Annotated in this window: 17 protein-coding genes and 1 pseudogene; 9 read left to right on the top strand and 9 right to left on the bottom strand. The window is 42.2% G+C overall.

Annotated elements, in window-relative coordinates; all coding sequences use genetic code 11:
• The first annotated feature begins 381 nt into the window (after positions 1-381).
• Together PUQ00_RS13455 and PUQ00_RS13460 are read left to right on the top strand one after the other, a co-directional pair.
• Complete coding sequence (locus tag PUQ00_RS13455) at positions 382-1329, top strand: hypothetical protein (protein ID WP_300417064.1); 948 nt, start codon at positions 382-384, stop codon at positions 1327-1329.
• 56 nt (positions 1330-1385) lie between these two features.
• The gene (locus tag PUQ00_RS13460) at positions 1386-1775 is read left to right on the top strand and encodes a hypothetical protein (protein WP_300417066.1); all 390 of its coding nucleotides are present in this window, start codon (positions 1386-1388) and stop codon (positions 1773-1775) included.
• Here PUQ00_RS13460 and crtH read toward each other — a convergent pair whose 3' ends face one another.
• Positions 1776-3269 carry a carotenoid isomerase gene (gene crtH, locus PUQ00_RS13465; RefSeq protein WP_300417068.1) on the bottom strand — a complete coding sequence of 498 codons (1494 nt, stop codon included), beginning with the start codon at positions 3267-3269 and terminating at the stop codon, positions 1776-1778.
• A 44-nt stretch (positions 3270-3313) separates the two neighbouring features.
• Here crtH and PUQ00_RS13470 point away from each other — a divergent pair, with 44 nt between their 5' ends.
• The 4 genes from PUQ00_RS13470 to PUQ00_RS13485 all read left to right on the top strand — a co-directional run bounded on the left by PUQ00_RS13470 (position 3314) and on the right by PUQ00_RS13485 (position 5145).
• Positions 3314-3490 (top strand): hypothetical protein, encoded by a 177-nt coding sequence (locus PUQ00_RS13470; protein ID WP_300417070.1) that lies wholly within the window; start codon positions 3314-3316, stop codon positions 3488-3490.
• Between the two features lie 195 nt (positions 3491-3685).
• On the top strand, positions 3686-4336 hold the full coding sequence (gene upp, locus PUQ00_RS13475; protein WP_300417072.1) for a uracil phosphoribosyltransferase: 651 nt from the start codon (positions 3686-3688) through the stop codon (positions 4334-4336).
• A 75-nt stretch (positions 4337-4411) separates the two neighbouring features.
• Positions 4412-4765 (top strand): hypothetical protein, encoded by a 354-nt coding sequence (locus PUQ00_RS13480; RefSeq protein WP_300417101.1) that lies wholly within the window; start codon positions 4412-4414, stop codon positions 4763-4765.
• A gap of 128 nt (positions 4766-4893) precedes the next feature.
• Positions 4894-5145 (top strand): YggT family protein, encoded by a 252-nt coding sequence (locus tag PUQ00_RS13485; protein ID WP_300417074.1) that lies wholly within the window; start codon positions 4894-4896, stop codon positions 5143-5145.
• 228 nt (positions 5146-5373) lie between these two features.
• Here PUQ00_RS13485 and PUQ00_RS13490 read toward each other — a convergent pair whose 3' ends face one another.
• Complete coding sequence (locus PUQ00_RS13490; RefSeq protein ID WP_300417076.1) at positions 5374-5805, bottom strand: biotin carboxylase; 432 nt, start codon at positions 5803-5805, stop codon at positions 5374-5376.
• Between the two features lie 136 nt (positions 5806-5941).
• On the opposite strand from PUQ00_RS13490, the gene PUQ00_RS13495 reads away from it, so the two are divergent.
• Positions 5942-6574 (top strand): hypothetical protein, encoded by a 633-nt coding sequence (locus tag PUQ00_RS13495; protein WP_300417077.1) that lies wholly within the window; start codon positions 5942-5944, stop codon positions 6572-6574.
• Between the two features lie 88 nt (positions 6575-6662).
• Here PUQ00_RS13495 and PUQ00_RS13500 read toward each other — a convergent pair whose 3' ends face one another.
• Together PUQ00_RS13500 and PUQ00_RS13505 are read right to left on the bottom strand one after the other, a co-directional pair.
• Complete coding sequence (locus PUQ00_RS13500) at positions 6663-7865, bottom strand: alpha/beta hydrolase (RefSeq protein WP_300417078.1); 1203 nt, start codon at positions 7863-7865, stop codon at positions 6663-6665.
• Between the two features lie 348 nt (positions 7866-8213).
• Positions 8214-9098 carry a shikimate dehydrogenase gene (locus PUQ00_RS13505; RefSeq protein ID WP_300417080.1) on the bottom strand — a complete coding sequence of 295 codons (885 nt, stop codon included), beginning with the start codon at positions 9096-9098 and terminating at the stop codon, positions 8214-8216.
• Positions 9099-9267: 169 nt separating this feature from the next.
• On the opposite strand from PUQ00_RS13505, the gene PUQ00_RS13510 reads away from it, so the two are divergent.
• Positions 9268-10206: an alpha/beta fold hydrolase gene (locus tag PUQ00_RS13510; protein WP_300417082.1), complete on the top strand. Its 939-nt coding sequence runs from the start codon at positions 9268-9270 to the stop codon at positions 10204-10206.
• A gap of 329 nt (positions 10207-10535) precedes the next feature.
• Here the strand turns inward: PUQ00_RS13510 and PUQ00_RS13515 are convergent, their stop codons facing one another.
• The 5 genes and pseudogenes from PUQ00_RS13515 to PUQ00_RS13535 all read right to left on the bottom strand — a co-directional run bounded on the left by PUQ00_RS13515 (position 10536) and on the right by PUQ00_RS13535 (position 15703).
• A complete protein-coding gene (locus PUQ00_RS13515) occupies positions 10536-11186 on the bottom strand; it encodes a sigma-70 family RNA polymerase sigma factor (RefSeq protein WP_300417084.1) in 651 nt (216 codons plus the stop codon).
• Positions 11187-11342: 156 nt separating this feature from the next.
• Positions 11343-12719 (bottom strand): DUF2330 domain-containing protein, encoded by a 1377-nt coding sequence (locus tag PUQ00_RS13520; RefSeq protein WP_300417086.1) that lies wholly within the window; start codon positions 12717-12719, stop codon positions 11343-11345.
• A gap of 129 nt (positions 12720-12848) precedes the next feature.
• A pseudogene (locus PUQ00_RS13525) lies at positions 12849-12968 on the bottom strand (Na+-transporting NADH:ubiquinone oxidoreductase, subunit NqrB); the annotation flags it as partial.
• Between the two features lie 388 nt (positions 12969-13356).
• Positions 13357-14727: a DUF2330 domain-containing protein gene (locus PUQ00_RS13530; protein ID WP_300417088.1), complete on the bottom strand. Its 1371-nt coding sequence runs from the start codon at positions 14725-14727 to the stop codon at positions 13357-13359.
• Positions 14728-14797: 70 nt separating this feature from the next.
• Positions 14798-15703 carry an RnfABCDGE type electron transport complex subunit D gene (locus PUQ00_RS13535; protein ID WP_300417091.1) on the bottom strand — a complete coding sequence of 302 codons (906 nt, stop codon included), beginning with the start codon at positions 15701-15703 and terminating at the stop codon, positions 14798-14800.
• A 155-nt stretch (positions 15704-15858) separates the two neighbouring features.
• On the opposite strand from PUQ00_RS13535, the gene PUQ00_RS13540 reads away from it, so the two are divergent.
• The gene (locus PUQ00_RS13540; protein ID WP_300417094.1) at positions 15859-16029 is read left to right on the top strand and encodes a hypothetical protein; all 171 of its coding nucleotides are present in this window, start codon (positions 15859-15861) and stop codon (positions 16027-16029) included.
• Positions 16030-16353 lie beyond the last annotated feature (324 nt).

The following is a 16353-nucleotide window of genomic DNA, read 5'->3' on the forward strand; positions in this document are numbered from 1 at the left end:
GAGGAAGATTCTTGAAAAATAAAAGCCGCTCATCATTAAAGCACAATTATGAAAAGTTTTGTAAATTATTCGTTTATACAAAAAAGCATCTGTTATAAGTGTTTAGCTTAATCAGTATATGAGTATTCCGTAATACTCTACGGTTAGTGAGTAGTATCTCTAAAAATTCCAGCTTATTGGCAAAAAAGATTTAATTCAGACGCAGCTAACTTTTTAATCATTTCTATACTGGATTATCTAATAGACATCTGGTGAAATTAAATATGCGTTATCTAGAACCCTTGTAGAGACGCGAAATTTCGCGTCTCTACATTCTTTTTCGGAGATGTTTAATGTTGGCAAATAAATATTAACTATATCTGGACACAGCTAAGTATGTTTATGAAAGTTTCCCATATCCAGAAATTCAGCCTATGGAAATTTTGTATAGTAGCCTGTACTATCAGTTTCAGCATCAGTGGTTGTACTCCTCAAAAAAGAGCAATGCTGCGAGTAACTGCCGAGAATTTTCGTGATCAAGCGGCTGATGCTATTACATCGGTGAAGCAAATTTATCAACTGAATAATCTACCTATAGATGATAATTTACTTGTTGATCAATTACTAACTGATACCAGTATTCAATTTGGAGTTCCTGGAGAAGTAAATAGAATTATCACTGGAGAAAATCAGCAAAATACCCAGTCATCGGATGTTGATCAAACACTTGATGCTTTGAAAGCAGAATATGATACAGCAGTCGATGTATTTAACAATCTTGAAACAATTGATTATGAAAGTAAAAGGATAGTTGCTCAAACTGCCCAGCCAGCAAGATGTTTAACAGTAAAAATGCTACTTTTAGCCAAAATAATTCAGGAAAGACCACCAAGACCAAGGGATTGGGAACGGGTAATCATCAGTTTCAAACTAAAGCATCTCGCTGAACAGTATAGAAATTTAAATATATCCTCACAACCAGAAGGAGAAGAAATTAGGCGTCAAGTTATTGAACAAATAAATGATTGGCGAAAAGTTAATTTTTCTGAACAACAAAGTTTGAATGAATCTATCTCTAAACTTTTGGCAGCAGCTGACACCGGTCGAAAACTCTCAGCACTTATTGATGACTACCCTAATCTTAATTTTGAAGTTATTGCTGCTAGAGTTACTCAGATTGTCGGGGTAGCTACCAGCTTCACTGGTAACGACTACAGTTCAGCGCTCACAAAGATTAACACTCTTGAAAAAGAAGTTAATAAAGATAAAGTTTTGAAAGAATTTATGAAAGAAATATATCTCAGAAACAGACAGGTGCAACAACCACCAAACTCTCAATTATGTCAATAATTTTAGGACGCAACTAGTCATGAATAATGTTCACAACTTAACTCAATATATAAATCATGACCAACGATAAGATTTTAGATACTTTTGCAGAAATAATTTTTCAGCTTCAAGAAGTTCCTGGTAATCAAATAGACTTAAAACAACTCAATAATATAGAAGAAACATTACGAGATATTTTGTTTCAGCTTCAGTTTGAACTTATCAACGTACAACACCAAAAAAACTGGGAGGAAGTAAACAAGTTTAAGTTAGCAGTTAGTGAATGCCAAGTTACTCTCAATAAGGTAAGAGCAGCGATTATAAATGTTAGTATTATCGGAATCAATCAACAAAATCTGGCACAGATGCAGAAAATATTAGAGGAAATTGACACTGCACGTAAAACTCAGGTAAACATAGATTTGGCTATCCGCTTACTAGGCTTTTTGGGTAGGCTATTCCCGTAATCACAATCCTAAATCTACGGCAATACGGTGGGCGCAAGCAAACCCAGAAAAAGCGACTGCATTCAACCCTTGACCCGGAAAGGTACTATCCCCTACACAATAAAGTCCTGGAATAGCTGTGCGATTAAAGGGCATCTTCAATAATCCCCACAACTTGCGCCGGGGAATTGGCCCGTATGTGCCATCCTCACGACCCAAAAAGCGGCGATGGGTGCGTGGTGTCCCTACTTCTAAATAATCCAATCCAGCATCTAAGCCGGGAAAAATCTTTTCTAGGCGGTCAATAATTCGCCAAGCCGCCTCTTCTTTCTTTGCTTCGTACTCACTCACAGAAAGTTCTTGCCAATCATCAATCCAGTCAGCCGTGAAGGCATGAATGATCTGATATCCACTTGGTGCTAAATCTGGGTCAAGCAATGTGGGAATCGAAACAAAAATTGTGCCTTCTGCTGCTGTCATCTTTTCCCAATCTTCCAGCAAAATATGATGGCACTCTGTCCCCGCAGGTAAAACTGACTCCTTTACCCCGATATGCAAACTCAAGAAGCTGGGAGATTTTTGATAATTTTGTTGCCATTTTTTCTCATTATCTGGCATACCTTCTGCTGGTAGTAATTGTTCAAATGTATCCCAGCGTGTAGCATTAGAAACTATGCGTTTCCCCCGATATACTTTACCATTAGCCAGTTGCACACCTACCGCTTTTCCCTGTTCTGTGAGAATTTTCGTGACTCTAGCTTGGTACTGAATCTTACCTCCAGCCTTCTCTAGACCTTCCACCAGTTTTTGGGCAATTTGTCCTACCCCGCCTTTAGGATAGTTAACTCCGCCATAATGCCTGTCAGAAAAGACCATCCCAGCATTAATCATTGGTGTCATCTCTGATGGAACCACCGACCAGCAATAACATTCCATATCGATAAATTTCAATAATTGCGGGTCTTTGATGTAGCGTCGCGCCACGTCCCCGGCATTTTGAGGCAGATACTTAACTAAACCGAGACACGCCAAAGGATGCTGAAAAAACACTCGCAGTAGATACCGAGGTTCTTCTAGCGACAGCAAATCCATGCTGTTGAGACACTTGAATACTTTTTGGCATTCGTCATAAAAGCGACGAATCCCCTGTTCTTCATGGGGAAAATAAGCAGTAAGATTTTGCAAAAATTTTTTATAAACCCGATCAACCTTCAGGTCTAAACCTTGGGGTAGATGATAGTGAATCTGCACTGGATCTGCGATCGCTTCTTGGCTGACATTTACAGCTGATAATGCACGAGTAAGTAAGTTGGTAGTACCGTTTTGTCCCAGCCCAAAAATCATTGATGCGCCAACATCAAATCGATAGCCTTGGCGTTCAAAATAACCAGCGCTACCACCTGGAATCAAATAACGTTCCAGTACCAGCACTTTCGCTCCCTTCGCCGCTAACTGGGTCGCTGTAACTAATCCGCCAATCCCAGACCCAATCATGATCGCATCAATATCTTGCATTTTTGTCTTTTGTCATTAGTCATTAGTCATTAGTCATTAGTCATTTGTCATTTGTTCCTTGTCTAGAGTCAACCAATATTTTATTTACTAATCCCCAATGCCCCATGCCCCATGCCCCATGCCCCATGCACCATCCCCAATGCCCCATGCCCCATGCCCCATGCCCAATGCCCAATGCCCTAATCACAAAAAAGAGGGACGAGCCTGCTGCTGCTGGCTAATCCCGTCTGCCGATCCTTAAAAGAGAGGAGAACACTGTATAAGAATATAGCCTTGATTGATAATAAATGTCAACTACTAATGAAAAAGTTTATCAATAAAATTAAGAGGGTTAATTTTTAGCTGTCAGCCGGATGCAGGAAAGAGTATTATGGTGTTTCAGTTCTTATACAATAAAAAAGCGCCTATTTCTGCCTATGACGCTACAATTGCGCGTTTATGTTCCACCCCATCCTCTGATCAAACACTGGCTGGCAGTTGCCCGTGATGCAGGCACACCTTCAGTATTATTTCGTAGTGCGATGACTGAGTTGGGAAGATGGCTGACTTATGAAGCTGTGCGAGACTGGTTGCCGACCCAAGAAATAGCGGTGCAGAGTCCCTTGGATATCTGTCCAGCAACGGTGATTGATCCGCAAGTGCCTATAGCAGTAGTACCGATTCTGCGGGCTGGACTAGGATTACTTGAGGGAGCGCAGACTTTATTACCTTTAGCATCGATTTATCATTTGGGCTTGGCACGAGACGAAGAGACACTGCAACCTCATTGTTATTTGAACAAGTTACCAGAAAAATTTGACCCCCAAACACGAGTGTTAATTACCGATCCAATGTTGGCAACAGGAGGGTCGATCATGGCGGCAATGGCAGAATTGACACAACGGGGTAGTGATCCAGCCCTAATGCGGATTGTTTGTGTAGTGGCGGCTCCACCAGCTTTGCAAAAACTAAGTGCAGCTTATCCAGGTTTAATAATTTACACGGCAACTATTGACGAAAAACTGAACAGCAAGGGGTATATTGTACCGGGATTGGGAGATGCAGGCGATCGCATCTTTGGGACTTAAGCTAGTATGCAGCTAGGGCAGCAAGATAGCATAACTACTATAAAAGTTGCAAAGTTTGTTGAAGGCGGTAAAGATATGAGTCAGCGAGATGGTTTTGGCAGTGGTTTTTTAGCCGGAGCGTTTGTTGGTGGCGTATTTGGCGGTGTTATCGGGGCACTGATTGCTTCTCGACGCGATCCCCAATTGCTAGCAGAGGAGGAGACAGAACTGACCGATAGCCAAGCCGAAGCTAAGAAAATAGCAGCAAAGCGACGTCAGATGAAAGCCTCAGAAAGTGAGAGTATCGGCATAGAAACGGCTAGGCGATCGCTAGAAGATAAAATTGCCCAGCTAAATACCACAATTGATGAAGTGCGGAAGCAACTGGGAAATGTCAATGGCGGTTCACCCGAAAAAAGCAATGATCGCTCCCTCAATAAAGACTTCTAAGGTTTGTTTAGGCGTGGTGAAAGTGTCAAAGGTGGTAAATGTGGAATCCGCAGACACTATGACATGGACTAAATTAAAATTAAAAGATAAGACCGTGTTTGACACTTAAGTAGGAAACCAACAAATCCATGTACCTTCTGATTAACACTCTGGCTACTTTCATCCAGATTTATACTGTTTTGCTAATTATTCGGGTTTTATTGACCTGGTTCCCCAATATCAACTGGTACAACCAACCATTTGCCGCTTTGAGCCAGATAACCGACCCTTATTTGAATTTGTTCCGCTCAATCATTCCCCCATTAGGCGGTATGGATTTTTCTCCAATGTTAGCTATTATACTGCTTCAATTAGTAGGTGGTGGTCTGCAAGCCGTCTAACAACACAGAATTTGCATATCCCTCGATGTTCAATAGACTTATCCGGAAATGAGAACTTTATTTGGCTGAAACCTAGCTCTGGAGAGGGTTTTAGAGGTTCCTGTTTTATATAAGCTAAAAAGCCAGCTATGTAAGGGTTTCAGCTATTTTGAGGTTTATTTGTGGATAAGTCTAATTAAAGAATTTTAGGTCTGGGCTAATTAAGTCCAGACTTTTTAACAGTATCTATTAACGCCGGACTTGACCGCTAAATCCGGCAGCCTTGAACTGCTTTAGCTTCAACGGAGTAGGCTGATTCGCAGGTACAGAAATTCTTAATTCAAAATCGCTAATCCCTGGTGGCACCTGGGCAATAGAACCTAAGCGAGTGCGGTTTTGCATCACCGAGTCATTGTTGGCATCATAGATGCGTCCAAAAATATCTGCGTCGTAAACTGTTTTATTAGTGCCATTTTCGGCTTTGCCAATGACAATAAAACAATTGGCAGCTGCGCTACCACTACTGGTAACAGCCCCTTGTGCGAGTTCTGGTGGACAATCTTTATAAGATACATCAAATAGTTTAATCTGTGTCAACGCTACAGCAGGAGGAATACTCACCCACGAGAAAAAGGTGATGAGACAGGAAATAAAAAAGACCGTGAGTGAGCGCAACCGCATAAAAGACCCCGTTACTTAATTCAATAATATGTAACTTATAACCTCAGCTTACCTGAATTTAGCTACAGGGAGATTGGAGACTTTAATTTAACTTTTGTAATAATTAGGGAAATAAACCCTCAATTGCTATTAACTTATGACTCCAGATGAGATTGAAGCAGCTATGCTTGCAGCCTTTAATGATTGTGATGTAGCAAGCTGTCCTCTCACTGACACGCAGAAACAGATATTGCTGCAAGTCGTCGAGCAAATTCAGGGAAATTCTCCCTCTGGGGCATCAAATATTGCTAATCCCTTAGACGAACTTACCGCAGAGGAGTTAGAAGCATTTTTACAATTTGTTAAGGATGAAGAACAACGCAACCGCACTTGGAAAGTGCAATTACTCAACGACTGGCTGCTGGAAAATGACTCTGGAACAGTACAATTCATTCGCCAACGCTATGGTTTACAGTGGTTGAATCGTGTTGAGTCATATCATTTTGATAAGTATTCTTATTTTGAGGATGCACTAAAGCTAAGAGTAGGCGATCGCATTGAAGTTTCCAATGCACTATGGGAATGGGTGCAAGAAGATGGGCCTTGTAAGCGCGAATGGTTTCCCTGTATGGTGATTCAGGTTGAGGAAATTAGCGATATCTACGACGGGCTACGCCTACGCGATGATTCCTCTACTAATTGCGTCGTCCGCTTCTTCAATGGCGCTGAGTATGAAATTCAAGGCATATACGAATGGAATCGCTACAATTGGCGCTGGCCTCAAAAGTAGATATTGAAATATTTTTAACAGATACGGCATAATAAAGCGATTCAGGAACTTTGTCTACGTTTTGAAATTTAAGTGTATCTTAATAAAATTATTGCCGGAACAATGCCCAAGCCAAAAACCTTTCCGTATGATACACCGCTAATTGATTGCTCACACCGTTGAAAACGGCATCAAAAGCGTGTTCTGCCCAAGGAATTTCGAGGAAAACAGCAGTATTACCAGAGTCATGTAAATGTTCGTACATCTGTCTGCCAAATCGCGCTTCTACCAAATGGTCACGACTGCCGTAAATTAATAAAGTTGGCGGTAAAGGGTGCGTTAGGTAATTTATCGGTGAAGCAATTTGATACTGATTAGGCAATTCTTCTAAAGAACCACCAATAAATGCTTTTAAAATAGCGCGGGTGTTGATAGGATCGGGATTTGGCGGTGTTTTGTATCCTTCAGTTAAGTTAACAGGCCCATAATAGTTCACCACACCACGAATCCGTGGTGCATCCGGTTGATAAGCCGCTAACATTGCTAAATGCGCTCCCGCAGAACGTCCTAAAAGTACCATACGTTCAGGATCAGCTTCATATTCGGCTGCATGTTTGCGAATAAAATTTAGGGCTGTACGCACGTCATCTAACTGAGCTGGAAACCGATATTTTGGTGCGTGTCGATAGTCGATCGCAAATACTGTATATCCTTGATTAGCAATATATTGATTAAACTCGGAATTGGCATGAGAATTGCCATATTGCCAAGCTCCACCATAAATTACTACCACTGTTGGATATTTCCCTACCTCTGAGGGTTGGTAAACTTCCATTTTTAAAGGCACTCCCGCAGGAGAAGCAAAGAGAATATCTTTTTGATGACGCGTTTTACCTAATGGAATACCGCGAAAGAAATTAACTAAGTTAAAGGGATGGGTTTGCATCTTAGCCTTTACTTGGACTGGAATTTGCTCTAGATAATTTGCTCCCAATTCTTGGTTCATCGCTTTAGCCATTTCTATTTGAGTTAGTGGGATATTCACTAGCACCCATCCACAAATTAGCAATCCGATTAAACTGAAAATGCAAGCTAAACGCTGTAATTTACGGCGGGGGATATAGAAAAAAGAAAGTAATAAACAGAGTAAGTTTAATAATAATAACCAAGGACTGATTTCTGGCGCTCCCACTGCTAAGGTAAGTAAAAACATATTTGGAGCCGGAAGAATAATCCAAGAACTAAGAAATAGACTTGCAAAACTGAGTAATAATGCAAGCCATGATAAAAGTATTTTGGGTTTAGCAAACATAAATTAAAGTGCGGTAATAACGATTCCAAAGAAGTACAATCTATCCGCCAATGCTAAGGTTGGCAATAGTTACAGCTATTTTCAGATAAATAAACGGTGCTGTAGTGTCAATTGAACGTTAAATCGGTGGTTATAAACCGCGTCTACATGATGCTTTTCCCACCTGCGTGGGTTATAAGAGCTTGATGACCTTTAGAGATTGCCTTTCTTTCTAACTCGTATCCGTTCCAAATAACGGCTCGGCAATCGCTCCTTATTTAGTAGGATGTAAAAAAGTTTTCAACAAATGGTTAGATGTGAGTTGGTTTTGGGATTGCTAGGTATTGACTCAAGGAAATTATTTCTCCATCAATCTAAGCCCAAATCCTCTCTCAACGCTTGGCGCATCACTTCTACAGGTATAGTTTCCGGCTGCAACCAAATTTTTAAGGCTGCTACTCCTTGTTGAACTAGCATTTCTAATCCATCGATCGCAATTGCACCTTGTTTTTCTGCTTGCTCTAGAAATTGCGTCCGTTTAGGAATATATATTAAATCGTAAGCGATCGCACCCGTTGGTAAATTCGCTATTTCCTCTACACTCAAAGGCGACTCATCAACCTTGGGATACATCCCGATAGGGGTTGTGTTTACTAGCAAATCTGCTTGAGGAATCAATTTTGCGAGTTCATCCCATGTCCCGACTTGCAAATTCTCTTCTATGGGTGAATTATTCCAACTATCGCAAAATGCTTGTAATTTCTCCACATTGCGCCCCAACACATAAATTTTGGCAAAACCTAGTTGATGACAACCGGCGACAACTGCTCTAGCCGCACCACCATTACCCAAAATTACCGCTACTTTCTGACTCCAATCCTGCTTATAGGTTGTCTGCAAAGGGGCGAGAAATCCTTCTATATCTGTGTTTGTCCCCACCCATTTATTATTTTGGCGACTAACAGTATTCACTGCTCCGATAGCTTGAGCCAGAGGTGTAATTTCTGAGAGCAGAGGTATGATAGCCTGTTTATGAGGTATTGTCACATTAAAACCGACAACACCAATAGCCGCAAAACCTGCGATCGCTATTTCTAGATTCTGTGGTTCGATAGGAAAGGGAAGATAAACGTAATCTAACCCTAAATGAGCGATTGCTGCATTATGCATCACTGGCGATCGTGAATGTTCCACCGGATGTCCAATGACTCCTAGTAGTTTAGTTTTGCCTGTAATCAATCTTTCATTTGTCATTTGTTATTTGTTATTTGTCATTTGTCATTTGTCATTTGTCATGAGTTATTCCCCTTATTCCCCTTATCCCCCTCATCTCCCCCACTCCCCACTCCCCACTCCCCACTCCCCACTCCCCACTCCCCACTAGCCTACAATTATTAAAAGCTACTTAACATTTCTTTTGATTATGCAGGCAACTACAGCCCCCTCTACAACCGCAACTCCTGGTAAATATTGGCAATGGCGAGGGCACAACGTTTATTACGTGTGTGCGGGAGAAAAACAATCGCAACGTCCGCCCTTGCTTTTGGTACATGGATTTGGTGCTTCTACAGACCACTGGCGCAAGAATATCACAGGATTGTGTGAAGATTTTGAAGTATTTGCGATCGACCTTTTGGGATTTGGGCGATCGGCAAAACCGAAATTGCAGTATAGTGGCGACTTGTGGCGTGACCAACTTCATGATTTTATCAGTGAAGTAATTGGTCAAAAAGCAGTATTGGCGGGTAATTCCCTTGGTGGCTATGCTGCCTTGTGTGTTGCAGCACAACGTCCTGACAGTGCGGCTGGTTTAGTTCTGCTCAATAGTGCCGGCCCTTTTAGCGAAAGTCAGCCTACATCTGAGCCTGAAGCTTTACAATCAGAAATTGAGGTGGACATACAACCCGCTACTTTCCAGAAACTTCTCGGTGACGGTACTAAGTGGATTCTTCAACAACCTTTAGCCCAGTTTCTGTTATTTCAATACGTGCGACAACCTTGGGTGATTCGCCAAACTCTAGAAAAAGTTTATCTTGATAAGAGTGCAATTACAGACCAATTGGTAGAAGAAATTTCTCGTCCTGCTTACGATCCTGGTGCAATGGATGTATTTGTGTCAGTCTTTAGCACTCCTCAAGGGGAAAAAGTTAATGTGCTACTAAAGCAATTAACTTGTCCTCTGTTGATGTTGTGGGGAGAAGCTGACCCTTGGATGAATACTAGAGAACGCTCCCAAAAATTTCGTCAATATTATCCTGAACTCACAGAACATTTCTTAACAGCAGGTCATTGTCCCCATGATGAACTACCCGATAGAGTAAACCAACTTTTAGGCGATTGGGTTTTGTCTATTACTAAGTGAATAAGCTTTAGACATCTCCAAAATTTAAATATGCTTTATCCAGAACCCTTGTAGAGATGTAAAACCTCTTGCATAAATCAAAAATAAGAACCCCAAAGAGCCAAAGCTACACTTTGTATCCCCTCCCCAAAGCTTCGGGGAGAGATTGGGGGTGGAGTATTAGGGATTTTTGCAAGAGGTCTGTAAGCTAAAATCCATCTAATTTGCAGATGAGAATTTTCTCAATATATTGTGAGGTGGGTATCTTGCCCGCCTTGATTATGCAACTTGAATGCCGATTAGCTTAGTACTGCTACGTCTCTACATTCACTCTTTTTAATTTTGAATTGTTATAACAATCCCTCCAATTCGGCGAATTTACGCAAACGTGGTAGACACTGGCGCTGATAAAAACTACTTAATGTCGGAATTGACAGCCCAAATTCCTCAGATAATTCTCTCCAGCTAACTTCCGGGGGTAGGCGTTTGAGAATTAACACCTGACAATTCACATCTGGATGCCCTTTAATGTAAGTACCGCGCAGTTCTCCTTCAGAATCTGTTTTAACCCATATCTCCAAGTCTTCCAGAATGGGAGGTGCTTGGGGCATAGCTGGGAGGTTATCTACAGGATCAATAGTTTCACTTATTCCACCCGATGTAGACTGACGAACCCGAAGACGGACTATTGTGGCTTGTTCCCGGTTCTGGTTAATGTAAAAGTCTTGTAGTCTCCGTTTTAGGTAAGCATTCAGCCAGGTGATGACACTGCCATAGGTGGGGTCATAGGTTTGACCTGTCAAACCTTCACAAACATTGCGGCAGAAATACAACCAAGTTTGTTGCAATGCATCTTGATAGTAGGGGGTATTTTCCCTCCAGAGTCTACTTGCTGTCAAGCGAATAATTTGCGTGAGCAGCTTCTGACGTTGAGGACTTCCAGACGGGTATCCACAGGCTTCGGTAACTAAGCGGCGTAGCTGTTCATCGAATTGAACCATGACAATCTTGGCGAAGAAAGCAAGAATATTTTAGTATTGCGTATAACAACGCCCTAAAAAATACCTTTGGTCAAGATGTTGAGGAGTGGGGATTTTGAGTCTTTGAACTCGATGAATAAGTCTCTAATTTTCTTTACTCCCTACTCCCTACTCCCCTCAATATAATCCAAACCAGGACAGAAAATTTTCCCACCAGGAATATCCCAGATTACCTACACTCAGGTTCATTTTGTTGCGAATGTCTTGAATATTCCAGTTGGTTAGTTTAGCCAGAGTTTGTGCTTCTTGTTCAAAACGCTTGGGTAAAGACCGCTTATATTCTCTACCCGCCTGACATTTGAGTTCCCCTTGGAACGGATGTTGCAAAACATAACGCCCTTGGAAAGATTCAGTGTTAGCAGTTTGTTGGAAGATCAGGTCTTCAGGGAATTTGTCGCGGGTGTAGCGGACATGCAGCCGGGAGATGAAGACATTACTACTAAAAGAGGAACGACGAAAGCTGGGGGGTGCTGGCACATCGCTTGCAGAATTATCATCTAACCAAAATACGCCTGCTTGCTTCAGTTCTTCTGGGGTTAGAGGATCGGCGGAACAAGGATCGCACCTACCCATGTCCCAAGCGTATTCCAAAAAACCAACTTTCCGATCTTCTTTGGTGTAGGCAGTTTGAAACATAGATTTGTAGAATTCACCAAATTCATTTTTGACAAATAAGGGAATGTTTGCGTCGGAGGGAATTTTCACCGTCCGGTAGTTAGTGATTTCTACCTGTCCTTGGGGCGAGAGGATGTAGACAATCAAATCCTGCTCTGTCGTAGCATTGATCATGCCCAAACGAATTGGCAGCATGAATTTGGGTGACTGGTAGGAAATTTGTAGCGGACGCAGGAACTGATAGCCAGATTTCTCAAATTTATCCAAGTTGACTTTGGCAACAAAGAATTTCATTGAGGAACGGATGTAGGGCTGAAGTAACTGTTTTGCTCCTCTAGGGATTTTGTAGCCATTGCGTTTAAGCCAAGTTTCCAGTCCGCCAGATTCTTTAGCGCTGAGGATTAAAATGTCATATTCACCGACGTTGAAACGTGCTTCGACCGTCACACCCAAACTGCGATCGCTTGTCTTTTTAGCTTCCTCATTGACTGCGCTTGCTCTAGATGCTGGAGCAGGTTGATTTACCGAATCACTTACAGCACAAGGATCTGAGTCAAAATATTCTACCAATCGCGGCGCACTAAAAGCATCTAAGCGCTGGATAATCTTGGGTTGGGTCACACGAACTTGCTCTTTTTGCAGTACCGTTGGCACAGGTATTACTATTGCAAAATCTTTCACCTCGCCTTGAAAGTCGTTTGCCATTGTCATCACAGTGCGATCGTCATCTCGCGCTATCACCACCTGAGAAGCTTTGTTATACAGTTTTGTATCAGCCTTCGCTACATAAAATCCACAAAATGCCCAAGCTGCCGGTGCAAAGCACAAAACAGCTACAATTGCTAACAATAATGGCGTTAAAAGTCGAAAAAATCTCATTTTATACCTCTACTTTTTTAAGTTTGGAGTTTGGAGAGACGCGATTAATCGCGTCTGTTTGGAGAGACGCGATTAATCGCGTCTGTACAGGAGTTAGGAGTTCTTCCCCTGCTCCCTCATCTCCCCTTTGGCGATCGCTACCCCAATCAACTCTGGTTGCAGCGTCCAATCTCGTGTACCGATTCCCAAAACTAGGAACAAGCCGATAAATAGAATTTGATAATCTCGTATATCTTTGAGCAACTTCATCCCTTGATTCCGGGATTCCCCGTAGATTTGTCATCAATCTAGACGAGGGCTAGCTCAAATAGTATTTCTGTTACAATTTTTGTTACAAAATAGAGCAGTATATCTAAGTGTAAGTTCTGAAAGATAGAGATTTATTGGAAATAGACCATAAAAAAACCCCCCTCGAAAGGTGGGGAAAAACACTCAAGAAAATCTCCAATTACTTCATTGACATTGCCACGATACAAAAACAGCTAATGATCATAAAGCTGTCAGAGGTACTAATGACAATAGCCGAATCATTGAGAAGCCGTGTGAGGTGAAAATGTGCGATTCGTTTTGTAGCCGAAGCAGAAAGGCGACTTCCTGACTTTAGCTAGAGGGGAATTACGCGAAAAAGTCAATATAATCAAAACCAGGATAAGAAACTTTCCCACAAGGAATATGTGAGATTTCCGACACTCAGCTTCATTTTCTTGCGAATATCTTGGATATTCCCGTTGGTTAACTTAGCTAAAGTCTGCGCCTCTTGTTCAAAACGCTTGGGCAAAGACAGTTTATATTTTTTACCTGCTTCACACTTAAGTTCCCCTTGAAATGGATATTGCAAAATATAACGCCCTTGGAAAGATTCACGGTTGGCAGTTTGCAGGAAAATCAAGTCTTCTGGGAATGTATCGCGGGTGTAGCGGACATGCAGACGCGAGATGAAGACGTTACTGCTAACAAAGGGAGTACCAAAATTGGGGAATACTGGTACATTACCTGAAGAATTATCAATTAGCCAAAATACACCTGCTTCCTTGAGTTCCTCTGGGGTCAGGGGATCGGCAGAACAAGGATCGCAACTACCCATATCCCAAGCGTATTCCAAAAAACCGACTTTTTTGCCTTCTTTGGTGTAAGCGGTTTGGAACAAGGATTTGTAGAATTCATTAAATTCCTTTTTGACATACACCGGAATATTGACATTGGAGGGGATTTTCACCGTCCGATAGTTAGTGATTTCTGCCCCTCCTTCGGGCGAGAGGATATAGACAATTAAATCCTGCTCTGTCGTGGCATTGATCATGCCTAAACGAATTGGCAGCATGAACTTGGGTGATTGATAGGAAATTTGTAGCGGACGCAGGAACTCGTAGCCAGATTGCTTGAATTTATCTAAGTTGACTTTGGCAACAAAGAATTTCATTGAGGAACGGATATAGGGCTGAAGTAACTGTTTCGCCCCTTGAGGGATTTTGTAGCCATTGTTTTTGAGCCAAGTTTCCAGTCCGCCAGATTCTTTCGCACTCAGGATCACGATGTCGTATTCGCCGACGTTGAAACTGGCTTCGACTGTCACACCTAAACTGTGATCGCTACTCCCAGATAGCGCTACTCCTGCTCCTCCTGCTCCTCCATTTCCTAATGTCATGAAGTCGTTGAAAATTAGTGGGGCACAAGGATCTGGGTCAAAATATTCTACCAATCGCGGTGCACTAAAAGCATCTAGGCGCTCGATAATCTGGGGTTTGGCAACGCGAACTTGCTCTTTTGTCAGCAGTGTTGGCACAGGTACTACTATTGCAAAATCTTTGACTTCGCCTTGAAAGTCGTTTGCTATTGTTAGGACAGTGCGATTGCCATCTCGCGCTATCACCACCTGAGAAGCTTTGTTGTAGAGCTTCGTATCAGCTTTGGCTACATAGAATCCACAAAATGCCCAAGCTGCTGGTGCAAAGCACAAAACAGCTACAATTGCCAACAATAATGGCGTTAAAAGTCGAAAAATCTTCATTTTTTATACCTCAATATTTTGAGTGCTCAGTGCTGAGTTAGAGACGCGATTAATCGCGTCTGTACAGGAGTCAAGAGCGCTGAGTAAGAAGTTCTTCCCCTGCTCCCCCTGCTCCCTCATCTCCCTCTTGCCAAGCAAACCTTGGGGCTAACCAGAGCACATCTATCAGAATGGTCAATGGGGCAACCATGAACAGTGCCCAGAAGACTGCGGTAGAAACAAAGAAATAATTCCGCAGGATGAAAGTTAATCCGGCGATGCAAACTGCCCAAACTACCCGCCCAATTCGAGAATTGGGGATTGATCGCGGATCTGTAATCATAAATAGGGCGAACAACAACAACGATCCGCTCATCAACCGATGCCAATAAACATCCCAAGTCCAACCCAGCCAGAGATTGCGAATTGCTTCCAGCAAGGAGTAAGCACCCAAAAAAGCTGCTGTGGTGTCCCAGCGACCAATGCGCTGCAAAGTCATGCCGCCAGTTCCGAGGAATAAGAGCGCATACCACCACTCTTCACCCCATTGTCCCGGCGAAACCCAGGCATCGGACGTCAGAACCAAGGCAGATATAATGCCAAAATTACCAGGATTAAAGAAATGTTTATCACCGACTTGGAAGAGAAATTTGCTAGCGATCGCACTTGCTGCGGCTATTGCCATTGTCGTCCAGTGATCAGCCCGCAACAGTAAACTGAGTCCCAGTGAGGTAATTAAAGCACTACGAAGACTCGTAATTTGTCCTTTGTCATTAGTTATTTGTCCTACTCTGCGGGAAGCCGCTGGGGCGTCTATGTTGTTTGCCAATGACCAATGACTAATGACTAATGACAATATCCATTGGGTTGCAAGACTTGTGGCGATCAATACTCCAATCAACTCTGGTCGTAACGTCCAGTCTCGTGTACCGATTCCCAGGACTAGGAACAAGCCCAGAAATGAAATTTGATAATCTCGTATATCTTTGAACAACATTAACTTTTCATGGAGTGTTTCTTCGTAGATTAATCATCAATTTAGATGAGTGTTAAGTGAAATAGTATTACTGTGACAAATTTTGACAAAATAGAGTATTGACATTTTCCAATTGACTTTGGGGTGGTGATTGACATCCCAAAGCGATCGCCCTGATGTTTGAACCTTTGATACCGAATTTTTATCGAATGCCCCAAGTCAAAATAGCCAAAAAATCGGAGTGCGATCGCAGCAGTGGCTCCCCAATATATCGGCGAGGGTTAGGGTGGGGTAAAACCTTGGTTAATCAGCTATTTCAGACTTGTGTGTACACCGTAGCTTGTTAAGGGCAAGGTTGGGGACGGGCGTACCTCATGTAGTTGCTAAAACGCTGTAATTGCTCAACAAGCTAAATGCTGAAGATTTTTTTCTTGTGCAAAAATCTTCAGCATTTAGGGACTTCCAAATCAAAAAATATCTAACTACTTCTTGTGGGGTGAAGAGAAGTTTAGAGGTTCAGGCTGACTTAGATGGCTATGCCAAGATCAAGGGCGCACAAAACTTCAAAGTGTCTCACCGGACTATAACCAAAAGTGGACTTTCTCACTAACCCTACCAGGGTAAGAGCATCTCAATCAGGCTTGACACAAGGAATCAGAAGAATCTAAAGT

Source organism: Nostoc sp. S13 (assembly GCF_029379315.1).
GTDB lineage: Bacteria > Cyanobacteriota > Cyanobacteriia > Cyanobacteriales > Nostocaceae > Nostoc.

Coding starts and splice junctions, on each gene's coding strand:
- PUQ00_RS13490 (WP_300417076.1), bottom strand. CDS start 5,805: ATGCGGTTGCGCTCACTCACGGTCTTTTTTATTTCCTGTCTCATCACC.
- crtH (WP_300417068.1), bottom strand. CDS start 3,269: ATGCAAGATATTGATGCGATCATGATTGGGTCTGGGATTGGCGGATTA.
- PUQ00_RS13460 (WP_300417066.1), top strand. CDS start 1,386: ATGACCAACGATAAGATTTTAGATACTTTTGCAGAAATAATTTTTCAG.
- PUQ00_RS13500 (WP_300417078.1), bottom strand. CDS start 7,865: ATGTTTGCTAAACCCAAAATACTTTTATCATGGCTTGCATTATTACTC.
- PUQ00_RS13520 (WP_300417086.1), bottom strand. CDS start 12,719: ATGAGATTTTTTCGACTTTTAACGCCATTATTGTTAGCAATTGTAGCT.
- PUQ00_RS13535 (WP_300417091.1), bottom strand. CDS start 15,703: ATGTTGTTCAAAGATATACGAGATTATCAAATTTCATTTCTGGGCTTG.
- PUQ00_RS13530 (WP_300417088.1), bottom strand. CDS start 14,727: ATGAAGATTTTTCGACTTTTAACGCCATTATTGTTGGCAATTGTAGCT.
- PUQ00_RS13510 (WP_300417082.1), top strand. CDS start 9,268: ATGCAGGCAACTACAGCCCCCTCTACAACCGCAACTCCTGGTAAATAT.
- PUQ00_RS13505 (WP_300417080.1), bottom strand. CDS start 9,098: ATGACAAATGAAAGATTGATTACAGGCAAAACTAAACTACTAGGAGTC.
- PUQ00_RS13480 (WP_300417101.1), top strand. CDS start 4,412: ATGAGTCAGCGAGATGGTTTTGGCAGTGGTTTTTTAGCCGGAGCGTTT.
- PUQ00_RS13540 (WP_300417094.1), top strand. CDS start 15,859: ATGTTTGAACCTTTGATACCGAATTTTTATCGAATGCCCCAAGTCAAA.
- upp (WP_300417072.1), top strand. CDS start 3,686: ATGACGCTACAATTGCGCGTTTATGTTCCACCCCATCCTCTGATCAAA.
- PUQ00_RS13495 (WP_300417077.1), top strand. CDS start 5,942: ATGACTCCAGATGAGATTGAAGCAGCTATGCTTGCAGCCTTTAATGAT.
- PUQ00_RS13515 (WP_300417084.1), bottom strand. CDS start 11,186: ATGGTTCAATTCGATGAACAGCTACGCCGCTTAGTTACCGAAGCCTGT.
- PUQ00_RS13485 (WP_300417074.1), top strand. CDS start 4,894: ATGTACCTTCTGATTAACACTCTGGCTACTTTCATCCAGATTTATACT.
- PUQ00_RS13455 (WP_300417064.1), top strand. CDS start 382: ATGAAAGTTTCCCATATCCAGAAATTCAGCCTATGGAAATTTTGTATA.